This is a genomic window from Mycolicibacterium arcueilense (assembly GCF_058536225.1).
Genome location: NZ_JBZTYL010000026.1, coordinates 81,656 through 98,105 on the forward strand (window position 1 = coordinate 81,656; position 16,450 = coordinate 98,105).

Genomic DNA, 16,450 nt, shown 5'->3' on the forward strand with positions numbered 1-16,450 from the left:
GTGACCGCACTCGACAAGCTCGTGCGCTACGACGGCAAGCACGTTGTGGTGACCGGTTGCGGGTCGGGTATCGGCGCCGAGGTCACCCGCACGCTGGGTGAGCTCGGCGCCCGGGTGACGGGACTGGACATCCGGCCACCCGACCGCCTGCCCGACACCTTCATCGAACTGGACCTCGCGGACCCGGAGTCCGTCGACCGTGCCGCCGGTGCGGTCGACGGTCCGGTGGACGCGCTGTTCAACGTGGCCGGGGTGTCGTCGGGCATCGGCAATGCACTGCTGGTGGTTCGGATCAACTTCCTGGGTACGCGGCAGTTCACCGAGGCGGTGGAGCATCGCATCGCAGCCGGTGGATCGATCACCTCGGTGTCTTCTCTGGCAGCATCGGGGTATCGCGAAAACCGTGTCACCACGGCAGGATTGGTCAGGACGCGGACGTTCGAGGAGGGGGTGCGATGGTGTGACGACCACCCCGAGGCCCTGGCCGACGGCGGCTACCGGTTGTCCAAGGAGGCCATGATCCTCTACGGGATGGGCCGTGTTGCCGAACTCGGCGCCCGGGGGATCCGGATCAACTGCACGGCCCCCGGCGTCACCGAGACTCCCATACTCGATCAGCTGCGTTCGGCCTACGGGCAGCAGTACCTCGATTCGTTCACCACTCCGCTGGGCCGCAACTCCGAGCCGGCCGAGCAGGCCGCGCTGTTGGTCTTTCTCGGCGGCCCGGGTGCCAGTTATGTGACGGGGCAGGTGATCTGGGCCGACGGTGGCATTCTCGCCCGGCGGGAGGCTGCTTTGGTCGATGCTGTAGATGACACTGCAGATACCGAGCAGAGGAGCTGAGCTTGGCGGGGACGATGCACGACTTCCGCAAGGTCGCCGACGATGTGCGCAACTGGGGTCGTTGGGGCGACGCCGATGAACTCGGCACCCTGAACCTGATCACCGCCGACAAGGTGGCCGAGGGTGCGTCACTGGCCAAGCAGGGCAAGGTGTTCGCGCTCGGTGTCGACTTCTCGTCGGCCGGGCCGCAGGGGGCGTTCCAGTTCCGGCAGAACCCGACGCATGTGATGACGGTGGACGGTGGCGACGCCCACACCCTGGCGCAGTATGGACCGCAGTGGCTGCGCAACACGGTGGCACATGAGGTCAGCGGGTTCTTCGTGGACAACCCGTTCCGCTTCAACGACGACATGATCGTCATGCCGCTGCAGGCGGCCACGCAGTGGGATGCGCTGTCGCACGTCTACTACGAGGACAAGCTCTACAACGGGTTCCCCGCGGATTCGGTCACCAGCTTCGGTGCCTTCCACTGCGGCATCGACAAGGTGGACGGCAAGGGCATCACGTCGCGCGGGGTGCTCCTCGACCTGGTCCGCCACCGCGGTGCCGAGCAGTTCCTGGAGCCGGGTAACCCGATCACCCCGGCCGAACTCGACGATGTGGCCAGGGCGCAGGGCGTGAGCATCACCCCGGGTGACATCGTGGTGGTCCACACGGGTTGGTGGACACGGTTTTCGGTGAACGGCGACGGCGCCGAGCCCGGATCCGGACTCGACTGGCACTGTGCCTCGTGGCTACACGACCATCAGGTGGCGGCGGTCGCCGCCGACAATCTGATGGTCGAAGACCCGGACCCGGCCAACGGTGTCGAGGGCACGTTCCTGCCGATGCACATGTTGTGTCTGCGCGATATGGGCCTGATGCTCGGCGAGTACTGGGATCTCGGTCCGCTGGCCGCGGACTGCGCGGCCGACGGCGTTTACGAGTTCCAGCTCGTCGCCCCGCCGCTGCGGGTTACCGGTGCCGTCGGTTCGCCGGTGAATCCCATTGCGATCAAGTGAGGTGAGATGACGTCAACTGAGAAAGTGCCGTTCGTGGTCGGGCTGGGCGGCACACTGCGCGCCGACTCCTCGACCGAGCGGGCCGTGCGGTACTGCCTGGCAGCCGTGGAGCGGCAAGGGGGCCGGACGCGGATGTTCGCCGGACCGGATCTCGAATTGCCGATGTACGCGCCACACTCTTTGGAGCGCACGCCCGCGGCCCTCGACTTCGTGTCCGCGCTGCGTGACGCCGACGCGGTGGTGGTGGGCTCACCGGGGTACCACGGCGCGATCTCCGGTCTGGTCAAGAACGCATTGGACTACATCGAGGATCTGCGGGAGGACCCGAGGGTGTACCTGGACAACACCCCGTGGGGCTGCATCAGCTGCGCTTACGGCTGGCAGGCTGCGGTGGGCACGCTGGGCCAGTTGCGTACGATCGGTCACTCACTGCGGGCCTGGCCCACTCCACTGGGGGTGGCGATCAACTCCGCGGACAAGATCTGGTCTGAGACAGGTGAGTTGGCCGACGGAACCGTACGCGGTCAACTCGACATGTTGGCCACCCAGTTGCTGAACTTCGGTCGGTCCGGCGGAGCCCCGCAGTGACGGCGCAGCGGACGTTCGCCCGCAAGAGCATCGACGTCGACGGCCTGACGACCGGTTACCTGGAAGCTGGGTCCGGCGACCCTGTCGTCCTACTTCACGGTGGCGAGTTCGGCGTCAGTGCCGAATTGGGTTGGGAGCGTGTCATCGGAGCGCTGTCCGAGCATTACCGGGTGCTCGCTCCGGACATGCTGGGCTTCGGTGAGAGCGCCAAGGTCATCGATTTCAACGACGGCCGGGGCATGCGGATTCGGCACGTCGCCCGGTTCTGCGCCGAACTCGGTGTTGCGGGAGCGCATTTCGTCGGCAACTCGATGGGGGCGATCAACCTGCTCGTCGACACCACGTCGGAGACCCCGCGTCTCCCGGTGCGATCGCTCACGGCGATCTGCGGGGGAGGGGAGATCCAGCGCAACGAACATTCGGCGGCGTTGTACGACTACGACGCCACGCCGGACGGGATGCGACGCATCGTCACCGCACTGTTCGCCGACCCGTCCTACCCGGCCGACGAGGCGTATGTGCAGCGGCGGTACGAGTCGAGCATCGCGCCGGGAGCCTGGGAATCCCTGGCGGCGGCCCGTTTTCGACGGCCCGGACTCCAGCCGCCGGCGATGCCGTCGTCGCAGCGGGCATACGGCCGCATCGGTGTGCCGACCATGATCATCGAGGGGGATCGTGACAAGCTGCTGCCGTCCGGCTGGGCCGCCGAGATCGCCGGCCAGATCGCCGGCGCCCGCAGTGCGGTGATTCCCGGTGCCGGGCACTGCCCGCAGATCGAACAGCCTGTCGCACTCGTCGAGGTGCTGCTGGATTTTCTGAAAGAGGTCGAATGACCACGAGCGAGAAGCGGAGCGGGATCGCGCATGACTAACGAGTTGGCCGGAAAAGTCGCGGTCGTCACCGGCGGTGCGTCGGGTCTCGGTGAAGGGTTGGTGCGCCGATTCGCGGCTGAGGGCGCCAAGGTGCTGATCGGCGATGTCGACGAGGACCGCGGCAAGGCGCTGGCCGCGGAACTCGGTGAAAACGCCGCGTTCCTGTTCACGGACGTGGCTGACGTCGAGCAGGTGGGACGTCTGGTCTCGACGGCGGTGGAGGACTTCGGCGGCCTGGACGTCATGGTCAACAACGCCGGGGTCTCGGGCCGGATGCACCGCCGCTTCCTCGACGACGATCTCGCCGATTTCGACACCGTGATGCGGGTCAACGTCCGTGCTGTCATGGCCGGTACCCGTGATGCCGCAAGGTACATGTCCGAGCACGGCGGCGGATCGATCCTCAACCTGACTTCGATCGGCGGGATCCAGGCCGGCGGTGGGGTGATGACGTATCGCGCCTCCAAGGCCGCGGTCATCCAGTTCACGAAGTCGGCGGCGATCGAGTTGGCCCACTACGAGATCCGCGTCAACGCCATCGCTCCTGGCAACATCCGGACCGCGATCGTGGCCAAGTCGGCTTCCCCTGAGGAGCGTGAGCGTATCGAGGAGTTCGAGGCCGGGATCCGTGCCCAGATGCGCAACGACCGCCCGCTCAAGCGGGAGGGCACGGTCGAGGACGTGGCCGAGGCGGCGCTGTACTTCGCGACCGACCGGTCCCGGTACGTGACGGGAACCATCCTGCCGATCGATGGGGGCACCGTCGCGGGCAAGGTCATCGTGAGAAAGCCCAAGTAGCCGAAGTAGCCCACCCCGCGCAGCCCCGCCAAGTTGCCTCGCCGAGGGTACGGTTTTTGCCGCGATAACCAGGTTTTTCCGTCAAAAACCGTAGTGTCGGCGCGCTCGGGGACGGCGGCCGCGGAAGATTAAATCAAGTGCTTGACTTAATTACAGGAGGGGCGTTGACTGTAACGGTGACAGCAGCCAACCGGACCGCCCGCGCCGATCGGGCGAGCAGTACCCAGGAGGCGATCCTCAAGGCGGCTGAGCGCCTCTATGCCGAGCACGGGGTGTTCGCGGTATCCAACCGCCAGGTGAGCGAGGCGGCCGGGCAGGGCAACAACGCCGCGGTCGGCTACCACTTCGGCACCAAGACGGATCTGGTCCGCGCGATCGAGCACAAGCACCGTGGTCCGATCGAGTGCCTGCGCGAGCAGATGGTTGCCGACACCGGTGCGTCGGCCGAGCTGAGGGACTGGGTTGCCTGCCTTGTGCAGCCACTCACCGATCACCTTGCCGCGCTGGGCAACCCGACCTGGTATGCCAGGTTCGCCGCGCAGGTGATGACCGATCCGGCCTACCACAACATCGTGGTTCGTGACGCCCTGAGCTCCGCGTCGCTGGTGCAGGTCATCGATGGGATGAAGAACTGCCTCCCTGATCTGCCCGATGAGATCCGGGTCGAACGCAACATCATGGCGCGCAATCTCCTGATGCACAGTGCCGCTGATCGCGAACGCGCGATGGCCCAGGGCGGCACCGTGCCGCGGGCGTCCTGGCAGGGCGCGGCGTCGGGGCTGATCGACGCGATCGTCGGTCTGTGGATGGCGCCGGTTACTCGAGAAAGCGACCTCCTGTGAAAGTCATTGTCGACCAGGACAAGTGTGTCTCTTCGGGGCAGTGCGTACTCAACGCCAGTGCGGTATTCGACCAGCGCGACGAAGACGGTGTCGTCGTGCTGCTCGAACCCGTCCCCGGTCCGGATCAAACCGACAACGCCCGCCGCGCCGCCGCGGCCTGCCCAGCCCTGGCCATCGAAATTCAAGACTGACTTGAGGAACGGAAGCACCATATGTCTGAGACGCTGACCGAAGTCGACATCCCCGACTACCCGATGGAGCGCGATGTACGGTGCCCGTTCGCGCCGCCACCGCCCATGCTGGGAAACCCCAAAGGTCTTTTCCGCGTCAAGATCTGGAACGGCGACACCCCCTGGTTGATCACCGGCCACGAAGAGGCCCGTACTCTCTTCGCAGACTCCCGGATCAGTGTGGACGACCGAATCGAGGGTTTCCCGCACTGGAACGAGCACATGCTCTCCACTGTCGACAAGCGGCCGCGCTCGGTGTTCACCTCCGACGCCGAGGAGCACACCCGGTTCCGCCGGATGCTGTCCAAGCCGTTCACGTTCCGTCGCGTCGAGGGGCTGCGCGCGGCCATCCAGAAGATTACCGACGAGTGCATCGACGAGATCCTGGCCGGCCCGCAGCCCGCCGACCTGGTTGCCAAGCTGGCGTTGCCGGTGCCCACCGTGGTGATCAGCGAGATGCTCGGCGTCCCTTACGAAGACCACGAGTTCTTCCAGGAGCATGCCAACGCCGGTCTGGCCCGCTACGCGGCAGCCGATGCCATGCAGAAGGGCGCGATGAGCCTGCACCAGTACCTGATCAATCTGGTAGAGGAGAAGCAGGCCAACCCGTCCGAGGACGCGGTGTCCGATCTGGCCGAGCGCGTGACCGCCGGGGAGATCAGCGTCAAGGAGGCCGCGCAGCTGGGCACCGGTCTGCTGATCGCCGGACATGAGACCACCGCCAACATGATCGGCATCGGCATCCTGGCGCTGCTGGAGAACCCTGAGCAGGCCGACTTCCTGCGTGCCGCCGACGATCCGAAGGTGATCGCCAACGCGGTCGAGGAACTGATGCGTTATCTGTCCATCATCCAGACCGGCCAGCGGCGGGTCGCGCTGGAGGATATCGAGATCAGCGGCGAGACCATCCGCGCCGGTGACGGCGTCATCATCGACCTGTCGCCGGCCAACTGGGACGCGAAGGCCTACCCGGAGCCCGACAAGCTCGACCTCAGCCGCGACGCCGGCCAGCAACTCGGCTTCGGCTACGGCAGGCATCAATGCGTCGGTCAGCAGCTGGCACGCGCCGAACTGCAGATCGTGTTCCACACGCTGCTGCGCCGGATTCCGACCCTGCGCTTGGCCGTTCCGCTCGACGAGGTGCCGTTCAAGCACGACCGTCTCGCCTACGGCGTCTACGAACTCCCCGTCACCTGGTAGTCGCCGCAAGCCGATCCCTCAGCCCTCACAGCCCGATTGGAGTACCACAGATGACTGCTTCGACGACCCTCTATCCGCCGGAAGGCTTTGGGGCACCGAAGAACCGGCGCGGACATGCGACCGGTGACCTCGGACTGCCACCAGGTACCGAGATCTTCTCGGCCGACAACCACATCTCGGTGGCCGACGATATCTTCTTCGAGCGCTTCCCCGAGGAGCTCAAGGGTGCCGCGCCGCGGATCTGGTACGAGGACGGCGCCTACATGGTCGGTATGAAGGGCAAGGCCTGGACCGGAGGCGATTTCGGCCGCGTGCTGATGCAGTACGACGATCTCGCGGGGGCCGCGTCGAACAACATCGCGGCCCGCATCAGGGAGCTGAAAGAGGACGGCATCGACAAGGAGCTGGCGTTCCCGAACGCGGTGCTGGCCCTGTTCCACTACCCGGACAAGGCATTGCGTGAGCGGGTGTTCCGGATCTACAACGAGCACATCGCTGCTCTGCAGGAGCAGTCAGGCGGGCACTTCTACGGCGTCGGCCTGATCAACTGGTGGGATCCCAAGGGCACGCGAAGCACCCTGGAGGAGCTGAAGTCGCTGGGCCTCAAGACCTTCCTGCTGCCGCTGAATCCGGGCAAGGACGACGAGGGCAACATCTACGACTACGGCAGCACCGCGATGGATGCGGTCTGGGACGAGATCGAGGCGTCTGGCATCCCGGTCAGCCACCATATCGGCGAGACGCCGCCCAAGACGCCGTGCGAGAACAACAGCGTGGTGGTCGGCATGATGGTCAACGTCGACTCCTTCCGTGAGCAGTTCGCCAAATACGTCTTCTCCGGCATCCTCGATCGGCATCCCACACTCAAGGTCGGTTGGTTCGAGGGTGGAATCGCCTGGGTTCCCACCGCATTGCAGGATGCCGAGCACATGCTGGCCTCCTACCGCCACATGTTCAATCACGAGTTGCAACACGATGTCCGGCACTACTGGAACGAGCACATGGCCGCCTCGTTCATGGTGGATCCGCTCGGCCTGCGGCTGATCGACGAGATCGGTGTCGACAACGTGATGTGGTCCAGCGACTACCCGCACAACGAAAGCACTTTCGGGTACTCCGAGAAGTCTCTGGCCACCGTCGTGGAGGCGGTCGGACCGGAGAACGCGACCAAGATCGTGTCGACCAACATCCAGAAGTTCCTGGGGCTCCTATGACGAGTTCGACGCTTTCAGGCGTCACCCAGATCGCCCGAACCGGCTTCACTCCGTTCGACATCCCGGATGAGCCTGACCTCGACCGGATGCGTCGTGAGGTCAGCGCGCGCCTGCATGCCGCGATGACGGACCAAGGTGTCGACGCGCTCGTGCTGCTCGGCAACAGCAATGTCATGTACGCCACCGGCATCGCCTGGCCGCTGGCCGACGCCGGACTGTCGCACGTGGAACGGCCGATCGCGGTCGTGCTGGCCGGTGATGAATACCCGCACCTGTTCCTGCCGTTCCGTGAGGGCGCGGCCATGGAAACCGGGCTGCCCGATGATCACCTGCACGGGCCGGTCTACCTCGAATTCGACGAGGGTGTTGCGGAATTCGCAAAGATCCTGTCCGGCCTGCTACCGGCGGGTGCGACCATCGCGACCGACGAGTTGACCGGGGCGATGCGGCTCGCCGGTAGCGCGTTGTTCCCCAGCGCGCCGGTGGATGCCGGCCCGGTGATCGGTGCGGCCAAGATCGTCAAGACCATCGACCAGATCGCCTGCATCCGCCGGGCCTGTCAGATCACCGAACAGGCCGTTGCGGAGATCCACAAGTCGCTGGCGCCCGGTGTGCGCCAGATCGACCTCTCTGCCGAATTCGTGCGCCGTACTTTCGAACTGGGCGCCACGACCAACATGTTCGACTCGATCTGGCAGGCCATGCCCGCGTCGAAGGCGGAGGGCACCTGGACCACCACCGGCGATCTCGCCCTGCCGCTGCTCACCACCGAGCGCGAGTTGCAGCAGGGCGACGTGCTGTGGACCGACGTGTCCATCGCCTATCACGGCTACTGCTCCGACCACGGGCGCACCTGGATCGTCGGTCAGGATCCCACCGCGGCCCAACAGAAGCAGTTCGACAAGTGGAGTCGCATCGTCGACGCCGTGCTGTCGGTGACCAGGGCCGGCGCCACCTGTGGTGACCTCGGCCGGGCGGCGACCGCGGCCGGCGGTGGGCAGAAGCCGTGGCTCCCGCACTTCTACCTGGGGCACGGCATCGGTACCAGCGCGGCTGAGATGCCGATGATCGGAACGGATCTCGGCCAGGAATGGGACGACAACTTCGTCTTCCCGGAAGGCATGCTGCTGGTGTTCGAGCCGGTGGTCTGGGAGGACGGCACCGGCGGCTACCGCGGCGAGGAGATCGTGGTGGTGGCCGAGGGCGGCTGGATGCCGCTGACCGCATATCCGTACGACCCCTATGAGGTGTCCCGTGGGAACTGAAATCGAGGCCGACGGCCTGGCACTGCGCGTCAGCCGCCGGGAGCGCGCCATCGCCCAGATGGAGGCGCATGGCCTCGACGCGCTCGTACTGGGCAGGCAGGCCAACGTTCGATACATCTCGGGCGCCCCGCAGCTGTGGGTGGTGGGTACCCGGCCGTTCGGGCCGATCTGCACCTTCGTCCGTGCCACCGGTGAAATCCACCTCAACAGCACGTGGGACGAGGGCATCCCCGAGGAGATCCCACACGAGAACCTGTACGGCTTCGCCTGGAACCCGATGACTCTGGTCGGCGTGCTGCAGAGCATCAAGGGCGCCGACTCGGCGTGGCGCATCGGAACAGACGCTCTGACACCCACCTTCGCCAAGCTGCTGCCGATGGCCTTCCCGAACGCGGAGCTGGTGGACGGTGAGCAGGCAATGCGCGCCGCACGCCGGGTCAAGACCCCCGAGGAGATCGTGGCACTGCGCCGCGCGCTGGCCGTCGCCGAGGAGGGACTGGCGAAAGGCATTGCCGAGCTGGTCCCGGGAACCACCGAGAAGCGTCTCGCCGGTGCGATATTGGAGGCCGAGGCCGCCGGTGGGGTGAGCACCCCGGCCACCCAGGACGCTGCGTGGGTCACCTCGAAAGACCATCCGTGGCGTCGTGCCGAAGGTGACGGGCGCGTGAGCGAGGGTGACCTGGTGGCTCTGTCGGCGGGCGTGCTCGCAGACGGTTACGTCGCGGAGGTGGCGCGGACGGTTTACGTGGGCGAACCGACAGATGCGGTTCGAGCGCTGTACCGGCGCCGGGATGACCTGTGGGACAGGCTGGTTGATGCCTGCCGCGCCGGAAAGCCGACGAGCGGGTTACTCGATGCGTACGAACAGGCCGGCGAACCGCTGCCGGCGATGCCGGTGGCGCACGGGCTCGGGTTGGGATTCGACCCGCCGGTGGTGTCGCCGACCTTGCGGGCGACCGCCGAGGCCGACATCCTCGAGGAGGGCATGGTCCTGGCCGTGACGGGCTATGTCTGGGAGCAGGGCGTCGGTGCGGTGTTCACCCGCGATGCCATTGTCGTGGGGGCCGACGGCCCAGAGGTGCTGACCCAGGCCCCGACCGACAGTGAGGTGGCACATGTCTGAGCGGCCCACACCGGAGGAGATCATCCTCTACGAGAAGGACCCCAGGACCAAGATCGCCACCATCACCTTCAACCGGCCGGAATTCCTCAACGCGCCGACGTCGATGGCCCGGCTGCGTTACGCCGACGTGCTGCGGGCGGCCAACGCCGACAACGACGTCAAGGTAGTGATCATCCGCGGCGTGGGGGACAACCTGGGCAGCGGGGCGGATCTGCCGGAGTTCATGGAGGGTAACGACAATCCGGCGGTACGGCTGGCGGAGCTGCGGCTGGAGGATGACGGAGTAGGGGAGGTGACGTACCCGCCCAAGGGCACCTTCCGCAACGGCGCCACCATCAGCTCGTGGTACGCCAACTCCCAGGCAGGCAACCGTGCGTTGCAGGATTTCAAGAAGATCAGCATCGTCGAGGCCAAGGGCTACTGCTATGGCTGGCACTTCTACCAGTGCGCCGATGCCGACCTCGTGATCTCGTCGGACGATGCGCTCTTCGGGCATCCGTCGTTCCGGTATCACGGGTGGGGACCCCGCATGTGGACGTGGGTCCAGATGATGGGGCTGCGCAAGTTCCAGGAGATGGTCTTCACCGGCCGGCCGTTCACCGCAGCGGAGATGTACGACTGCAACTTCCTGAACAAGGTGGTGGCACGCGATCAGCTGGAAGCCGAGGTGCAGAAGTACGCGCTCGCCTGTACCCGGAACCGGCCGGTGGACACCGTCTTTCAGCAGAAGATGTTCTTCGAGATCTTCAAACAGCAACAGGGTGAGTACATGGGCAGCCTGCTGTCCGCGTTCTTCGAGTCGATGGGCAACGGGGTGGCCAACGACAGCGATGACGACCTCGACATGTTCGAGTCGATCGATTCCGGGCTGTCGGCCGCAGTCAATGACAACGACAGCAAGTTCCCGCCCGATTTCCGGCTGTCCAAGAAGAACAGGGCGAAACCCGAATAGACGCATGAGCTCACCACTAGACGGCTACACCGTCATCGACCTGTCCAGCGGGATCGCCGGCGCGTACGCCACGAAGATCCTTGCCGACGGCGGCGCCGACGTGATCAAAGTCGAATCACCCGAAGGCGATCCGTTGCGCCGTTGGTCGGCGTCGGAGGCAGACATCGGTCCGGACCGGGACGGTGCGTTGTTCGCATTCTTGGCCGGCGGAAAACGCAGCGTGGTCGTTGACCACGAAGCCTCCGGTGACCGTGAGTTGCTGGACCGCTTGGTGGCAGCGGCCGATGCCGTGATCTGGTCGCCGGAATCGGCTGTGGCCCAGAAGGTCGCGCCGGAGGATCTGTTTCGGCGGCATCCACATCTGATCGTCACCACAATCACACCGTTCGGGTTGGATGGTCCGTGGAGCGGCAGGGCCGCCACCGAATTCACCCTGCAGGCGTGGTCCGGCGGCGCGATCGGCATCGGACGTGGCGTGCAGGACCGAGCGCCGGTGTCCATCGGCGGACAGGTGGGCGAGTGGTTGGCCGGCGCCTACGCGGCGGCGATGACGCTGGCGTTTCGGGCGCGGGCGATCTGTGACGGCCACGGGGAGCTGGTGGACCTGTCGGCGCTGGAGGCGCAAATCCTGGGCCTGACGTACTACCCGGTCACCTATTTCGAGATGCTGGGTCGTCCATGGCGTACCGAGCGCAGGCCCACGGTTCCCGGGGTCGCCGAGGCCGCCGACGGGCTGGTGGCGCTCGGGTGTGGCACGGCCCAGCAGTGGTGGGATCTGTGCGCGATGTCGGGGCATGACGAGTGGATCGACGAAAACTCCGAGCTCACCATCACCGAGCAGGCCAACCTTCATGCCGAGGAGCTCTACGACTGGGTGCGCGAACAAAAAGCGGAAGATCTTCGTGAACTTGCAGGGGCCTTCCGGATCCCGAACTCCCCGGTCGGCAACGGTGAGAACGTCACCGCCATGGACCATTTCGTGCAGCGCCAGGCGTTCGTCCAGAACCCGCAGTACGGGTTCACCCAGCCCGCCGTGCCGTACCGGCTGTCCGGGGTGGCGTTGAGGGAGGCGGCGTCGGCTCCCCGGCTCGGCGAGCACACCGAGCAGGTCAGGGCGGACGAGTTGGTCCCGCGCGACGCGCCGGCCGGTACTCCCTGCGGGGATCGGTTGCCGTTCAGCGGGTTGCGCGTGCTCGACATGACCACGTTCTGGGCCGGACCTTCGTGCACCCATCCGCTGGGCCTGCTCGGGGCCGAGGTGATCCACCTCGAATCGACCCCACGTCCGGACGGCACCCGGCTGATCGCCGGGATCCCGGCCTCTGTAGAGCAGTGGTGGGAGCGCTCGCCGATCTTCAGTGCGCTTAACACCAACAAGAAGAGCCTGACCCTGGACTTCCAGACCGAGCAGGGCCGGGATCTGCTGCGCCGGCTGATCGCCACCTGCGACGTGGTGGTGGAGAACTTCACCCCGAGGGTGATCGAACAGATCGGGCTCGACTTCGAGTCGCTACGAGAGTTGCGCGAAGACATCATCATGGTCCGGATGCCCGGCTTCGGCCTCGACGGGCCGTGGCGGGACAACCCGGCTTTCGCCTACATCATCGAGGATGCGTCCGGATTGAGCTGGCTCACCGGCTACCCGGATCGCACCCCGTTCGAACCGTATTCGATCGGTGACCCCAACGCCGGCGTGCATGCGTTGTCGGGATTGATGCTCGCACTCGAGCACCGGCGTCGCACCGGGCAAGGGGTGCTTGTCGAGGCCGCGATGGTCGACGCCGCACTCAACATCGGCGCCGAGCAGGTCATCGAATACTCGGCCTACGGTGCGCTGCTTCAGCGCGACGGCAACCGTGGGCCGGCCGCGGCGCCGCAGAACATCTACCAGACCGCCGAGATCGACGAGTTCGGCCGTGCCGACAGTTGGGTGGCCATCGCGGTCAGCACCGATGCCCAGTGGGCCGCGCTCCGTGCGGCGCTCGGGCAACCGGACTGGGCGATGGATCCGGCATTGGACACCGCCGCCGGGCGCCGGGATCGCCACGATCTGATCGACGAGAAACTCGCGGCCTGGTGCCTGCCCCGCAGCGGCGACGAGATCGTCGAAATCCTCTGGCCTGCTGAGGTTCCGGTGGCCAAGGTGATGCAGCCGCACCGTCAGTTGGAGCTTCCGCAGGTGCGCTTCCGGCGCTTCTTCGAGCAGGTCGGGCATCCGGTGAACAACGCCGCACCCCACAGCACCCTGCCCGTCTCGCTGGCCAACGGACCGCGGGCGCTGCACCGGCAGCCCGCACCGCTGCTCGGCGAGCACAATCACGAACTGCTGGCTGAGCTCGGATTGTCCGACGACGAGATCACGGCACTAGCCGAGGACGGCGTGATCGGCACTGAACCCGGCGTGGGTGGACGTCGCAAGGCAACTCGCTGAGCCGGGCTCAGGGCCGGCGCGCGAACTCGTCGAGCAACGCACCGAAATCCTGGGTGTCCCAGAGGTGCAGCACATTACTCAGCATCAGTAACTGGGCCCGTACCGGCTCGTTGTCGGCGATCCGCGGGTCGAAGCGGTCGATGTGATGGTCAGGCGCGGTGGACTCAAGGTAGGCCTGAAGGTGGGCCGGAGTGTCGAGCAACCAGGCCACGCCCATCACCGCGGCGTACAGCATGAGCTGAGTCCGTAGCCTGTCGAGGTCGAGCACCGGCCCGCCGGCGGCCATGTACTCGGAGGCGAAGTGGGCGAGCAGGACGTCGAGATGCTGGTCCCACAGCCCGGTCTCGGCGCTGCACAGCGAACCCCACAGGGCCATCGCGACGTTCATCACGCTGGCGCAACCCCAGTCCATCAAGCCGCAGCGCAGGATGCCATCGGGTTCGGCCCAGAACCAGGCGTTGTCGACGTTGGCATTCCAGTGGCACAGCGCGATCTGGTCCTCGGTGGCGTGCAACCAGGCCATGATCGCGTCCTCGGCCGCGGCAATGCGGGCGACGTCGGCCAGCATGCGGGCGGTGAACTCCGGGCGGCAGTCGACGGCAGGGAGCAGCGCGGGATACCGCGTCGCGAAGGCGACCAGTCGGTGAACCTGCTCGGTGAGCTCTTTCGGAGAGTGCTGCACCCGGGCGCCTACCGTCACTTTGGCGGCGTCGTAACGGAATTGATCGGCCACCGTATCGGGGAGCGCCCCGGCCTGGTGGGCGCCGGCCAACCGTGCGACCGAGGCCAGCAAGGTTCGGTAGTGACCGAGTGGATCAGGCATCCGGAAGTCCAGGCCCTTGTCGTGGTGTGGCTCGACGCCGCCGCTGCCGAACGAGATCCGTTCGGTCAGCAGCATGCCGGTGCCGGACGCGTGGTGATAGTCGGCGAACAGGCACACCGGCACGGTGACGGGTAGCTTGGCGGCGACCGACAACGCCCCGAATGCCACCTCGAGCTCCATCTGCGTCTTTCCCCGATCGCGGCGGGGATTGTCGAAGTCGCGGGAGAACTTCACGAACAGTTCGGTCGGCAGGCCGTCGGCCGGATCCGCGTACCGAACGTTCAGTAGGGCCTTGCGCCCGGTGCTGCCTCCGGTGCAATCCTCGAAGCGGGTGATCGCGCTGATCCGGTTGTCCTGCGGGAGAGCGCCGAAGGCATGCAGGGCTGCGGTCAGGAACACCGGTCCGGCGTCACGCAACGTGTCCGGATCAGCGGGAAATTCAAGGCCGGTTCCGTCGCCGGTCACCCACCGTTGCATCTAGCCTCACCGCCTGTCCCACCGCTAGCCTCAATCACCATGGCTATCAATCCTTCTGACATTCTGCTCACGGGACAGGTGGCTGTGGTCACCGGTGGGGGCGCCGGCATCGGCCGGGGTATCGCTGCCGGATTGGCGGCGTTCGGTGCCTCGGTGGCCATCTGGGAGCGCAACGAGCAGAGCTGTGCCGAGGCCGCCGACTCCATCGGGGCACTCGGCATCGTCACCGATGTGCGCGACGGCGAACAGGTGGATGCCGCCTTGGCCCGAACGACCGCCGAACTGGGCCCGGTCCGGATCCTGGTCAACAACGCCGGCGGAGTGTTCGCCTCGTCGCTGCTGGAAACGAGCGAGAACGGTTGGGACGCGCTGTACCGGAGCAATCTGCGCCACGTCCTCTTGTGCACACAGCGCGTGGCGCGCCGATTGGTCGCCGATGAATTGCCGGGCAGCATCATCAATCTCACATCGATCGAAGGAGTGCGGGCGGCTCCCGGTTATGCCGCGTACGCGGCGGCGAAGGCGGGCGTCATCAACTACACCCAGACCGCGTCGTTCGAACTGGCGCCGCACAACATCCGGGTCAACGCGATCGCCCCCGACCTCACCCTCACCGAGGGGCTTATGGCCCTGTCCCCGGACGGGCCACCGGAGGGAATCGCTGATGCCATCCCACTGGGCCGGGCCGGCCATGTCGACGAAATCGCCGGGGCGGCGGTCTATCTGGCCTCCGGTCTATCCGGGTACGTCACCGGACAGACGCTTCACGTCGACGGTGGCACGCGGGCTGCGGGTGGCTGGTACCGCCACCCGCAGACCGGTGCCGCAACACTCGGTCCGGGCTAGGGATCCGGACCTACTTGAGGCAGCTTCCCGCATCGACCGGCAGCGTCACACCGGTGATGTAACGCGCCTCGTCGGAGGCCAGGAACAGCACGGCGTTGCTGATGTCCACGGCCTCGACCCACGGGATGGGCAGGGTGTGGAACAGCTGGCAGATCGGCGCCATGTCGTCGGGGCCCGGGTTCTCCAGGTCGGGCCGGAACATCTTGAATGTGCCGTCGTTGTGGAGCATCGGGGTCGCCACATGTGTGGGATGCACGGTGTTGCAACGGATGTTGTGCTGACCCAACTCCACGGCGAATCCGCGCATCAACCCGACGACGCCGTGCTTGGCGGCGACGTAGTTACCGCAGTGCGGGTAGGCCTTGAGCCCGCCGACCGAGCTGGTCAGGATGATCGATCCGCCGCGGCCACCTTCGATCAGGTGCGGCACAGCAGCTTTGACCGACTTCCACACACCCGACAGGTTGATGTCGATCATCTCGTCCCAGTCCAGCTGACTGGTCTCGTGCAGGACATCGCCGCCGTTGCCGATACCGGCGTTGGCCACGATGATGTCGAGGCGACCCAGCTGCTCGACGCCGCTGTCCACGGCCGCCTTGATCGCATCGGCGTCGCGAACGTCGACCTCGGCCGTGACGACGCGGCGGTTGAGCCCCTTGATGAGATTCGCGGTCTCGGCCAGATCGTCGGAGGTAGAGGCCGGGATGGCGGTCTCCACGCCGGGCCGGATCGGTCCACAGATGTCGATCGCGATGATGTCGGCGCCCTCTTGCGCCAGCCGTACCGCGTGACTACGCCCCTGGCCGCGGGCCGCGCCGGTGACGAACGCGACCTTGCCTTCCACCCGTCCAGTCATTGATTACCCCAGTTCTGTGTTCTGTTTGCCACGTAGCGGTGAAATACTGTGCACCTGCTCAGCAACTCTGTCACCGGGCCGCCCACCGT

General features: G+C 66.2%; 16 protein-coding genes. 14 read left to right on the plus strand and 2 right to left on the minus strand.

What is annotated here, in order from left to right:
* The 13 genes from AC4LGL_RS24590 to AC4LGL_RS24650 all read left to right on the plus strand — a co-directional run bounded on the left by AC4LGL_RS24590 (position 1) and on the right by AC4LGL_RS24650 (position 13,359).
* A complete protein-coding gene (locus tag AC4LGL_RS24590; protein ID WP_491841385.1) occupies positions 1-843 on the plus strand; it encodes a coniferyl-alcohol dehydrogenase in 843 nt (280 codons plus the stop codon).
* A 14-nt stretch (positions 844-857) separates the two neighbouring features.
* Entirely contained in the window at positions 858-1,844 is a 987-nt protein-coding gene (locus tag AC4LGL_RS24595) for a cyclase family protein (protein WP_491841386.1), read from the plus strand.
* Positions 1,845-1,850: 6 nt separating this feature from the next.
* Complete coding sequence (locus tag AC4LGL_RS24600; protein WP_491841054.1) at positions 1,851-2,432, plus strand: NADPH-dependent FMN reductase; 582 nt, start codon at positions 1,851-1,853, stop codon at positions 2,430-2,432.
* Positions 2,429-3,265 carry an alpha/beta fold hydrolase gene (locus AC4LGL_RS24605; protein ID WP_491841055.1) on the plus strand — a complete coding sequence of 279 codons (837 nt, stop codon included), beginning with the start codon at positions 2,429-2,431 and terminating at the stop codon, positions 3,263-3,265. The genes AC4LGL_RS24600 and AC4LGL_RS24605 overlap by 4 nt, the downstream gene beginning before the upstream one ends.
* Before the next feature lie 30 nt (positions 3,266-3,295).
* Complete coding sequence (locus tag AC4LGL_RS24610; RefSeq protein ID WP_491841056.1) at positions 3,296-4,102, plus strand: SDR family NAD(P)-dependent oxidoreductase; 807 nt, start codon at positions 3,296-3,298, stop codon at positions 4,100-4,102.
* A gap of 176 nt (positions 4,103-4,278) precedes the next feature.
* Positions 4,279-4,944, plus strand: a complete 666-nt coding sequence (locus AC4LGL_RS24615) for a TetR/AcrR family transcriptional regulator (RefSeq protein ID WP_491841057.1) — start codon at positions 4,279-4,281, stop codon at positions 4,942-4,944.
* Entirely contained in the window at positions 4,941-5,135 is a 195-nt protein-coding gene (locus AC4LGL_RS24620; RefSeq protein WP_491841058.1) for a ferredoxin, read from the plus strand. Before AC4LGL_RS24615 ends, AC4LGL_RS24620 begins: the two co-directional genes overlap by 4 nt.
* A gap of 21 nt (positions 5,136-5,156) precedes the next feature.
* Entirely contained in the window at positions 5,157-6,374 is a 1,218-nt protein-coding gene (locus AC4LGL_RS24625) for a cytochrome P450 (RefSeq protein ID WP_491841059.1), read from the plus strand.
* Between the two features lie 50 nt (positions 6,375-6,424).
* Positions 6,425-7,588, plus strand: coding sequence for an amidohydrolase family protein (locus tag AC4LGL_RS24630; protein ID WP_491841060.1), 1,164 nt, complete (start codon positions 6,425-6,427; stop codon positions 7,586-7,588).
* Positions 7,585-8,853 carry a M24 family metallopeptidase gene (locus AC4LGL_RS24635; RefSeq protein ID WP_491841061.1) on the plus strand — a complete coding sequence of 423 codons (1,269 nt, stop codon included), beginning with the start codon at positions 7,585-7,587 and terminating at the stop codon, positions 8,851-8,853. Before AC4LGL_RS24630 ends, AC4LGL_RS24635 begins: the two co-directional genes overlap by 4 nt.
* Entirely contained in the window at positions 8,843-9,976 is a 1,134-nt protein-coding gene (locus tag AC4LGL_RS24640) for a M24 family metallopeptidase (RefSeq protein ID WP_491841062.1), read from the plus strand. Before AC4LGL_RS24635 ends, AC4LGL_RS24640 begins: the two co-directional genes overlap by 11 nt.
* Positions 9,969-10,928 (plus strand): enoyl-CoA hydratase/isomerase family protein, encoded by a 960-nt coding sequence (locus tag AC4LGL_RS24645; protein ID WP_055115995.1) that lies wholly within the window; start codon positions 9,969-9,971, stop codon positions 10,926-10,928. The genes AC4LGL_RS24640 and AC4LGL_RS24645 overlap by 8 nt, the downstream gene beginning before the upstream one ends.
* Before the next feature lie 4 nt (positions 10,929-10,932).
* Positions 10,933-13,359 (plus strand): CaiB/BaiF CoA transferase family protein, encoded by a 2,427-nt coding sequence (locus AC4LGL_RS24650; protein ID WP_491841063.1) that lies wholly within the window; start codon positions 10,933-10,935, stop codon positions 13,357-13,359.
* Positions 13,360-13,366: 7 nt separating this feature from the next.
* On the opposite strand, the gene AC4LGL_RS24655 is transcribed toward AC4LGL_RS24650, so the two are convergent.
* Complete coding sequence (locus tag AC4LGL_RS24655) at positions 13,367-14,659, minus strand: hypothetical protein (protein ID WP_491841064.1); 1,293 nt, start codon at positions 14,657-14,659, stop codon at positions 13,367-13,369.
* A 39-nt stretch (positions 14,660-14,698) separates the two neighbouring features.
* Here AC4LGL_RS24655 and AC4LGL_RS24660 point away from each other — a divergent pair, with 39 nt between their 5' ends.
* Positions 14,699-15,505, plus strand: coding sequence for an SDR family NAD(P)-dependent oxidoreductase (locus AC4LGL_RS24660; protein ID WP_491841065.1), 807 nt, complete (start codon positions 14,699-14,701; stop codon positions 15,503-15,505).
* Positions 15,506-15,515: 10 nt separating this feature from the next.
* Here the strand turns inward: AC4LGL_RS24660 and AC4LGL_RS24665 are convergent, their stop codons facing one another.
* Positions 15,516-16,361 carry a mycofactocin-coupled SDR family oxidoreductase gene (locus AC4LGL_RS24665; protein WP_064938217.1) on the minus strand — a complete coding sequence of 282 codons (846 nt, stop codon included), beginning with the start codon at positions 16,359-16,361 and terminating at the stop codon, positions 15,516-15,518.
* Positions 16,362-16,450: the final 89 nt, after the last annotated feature.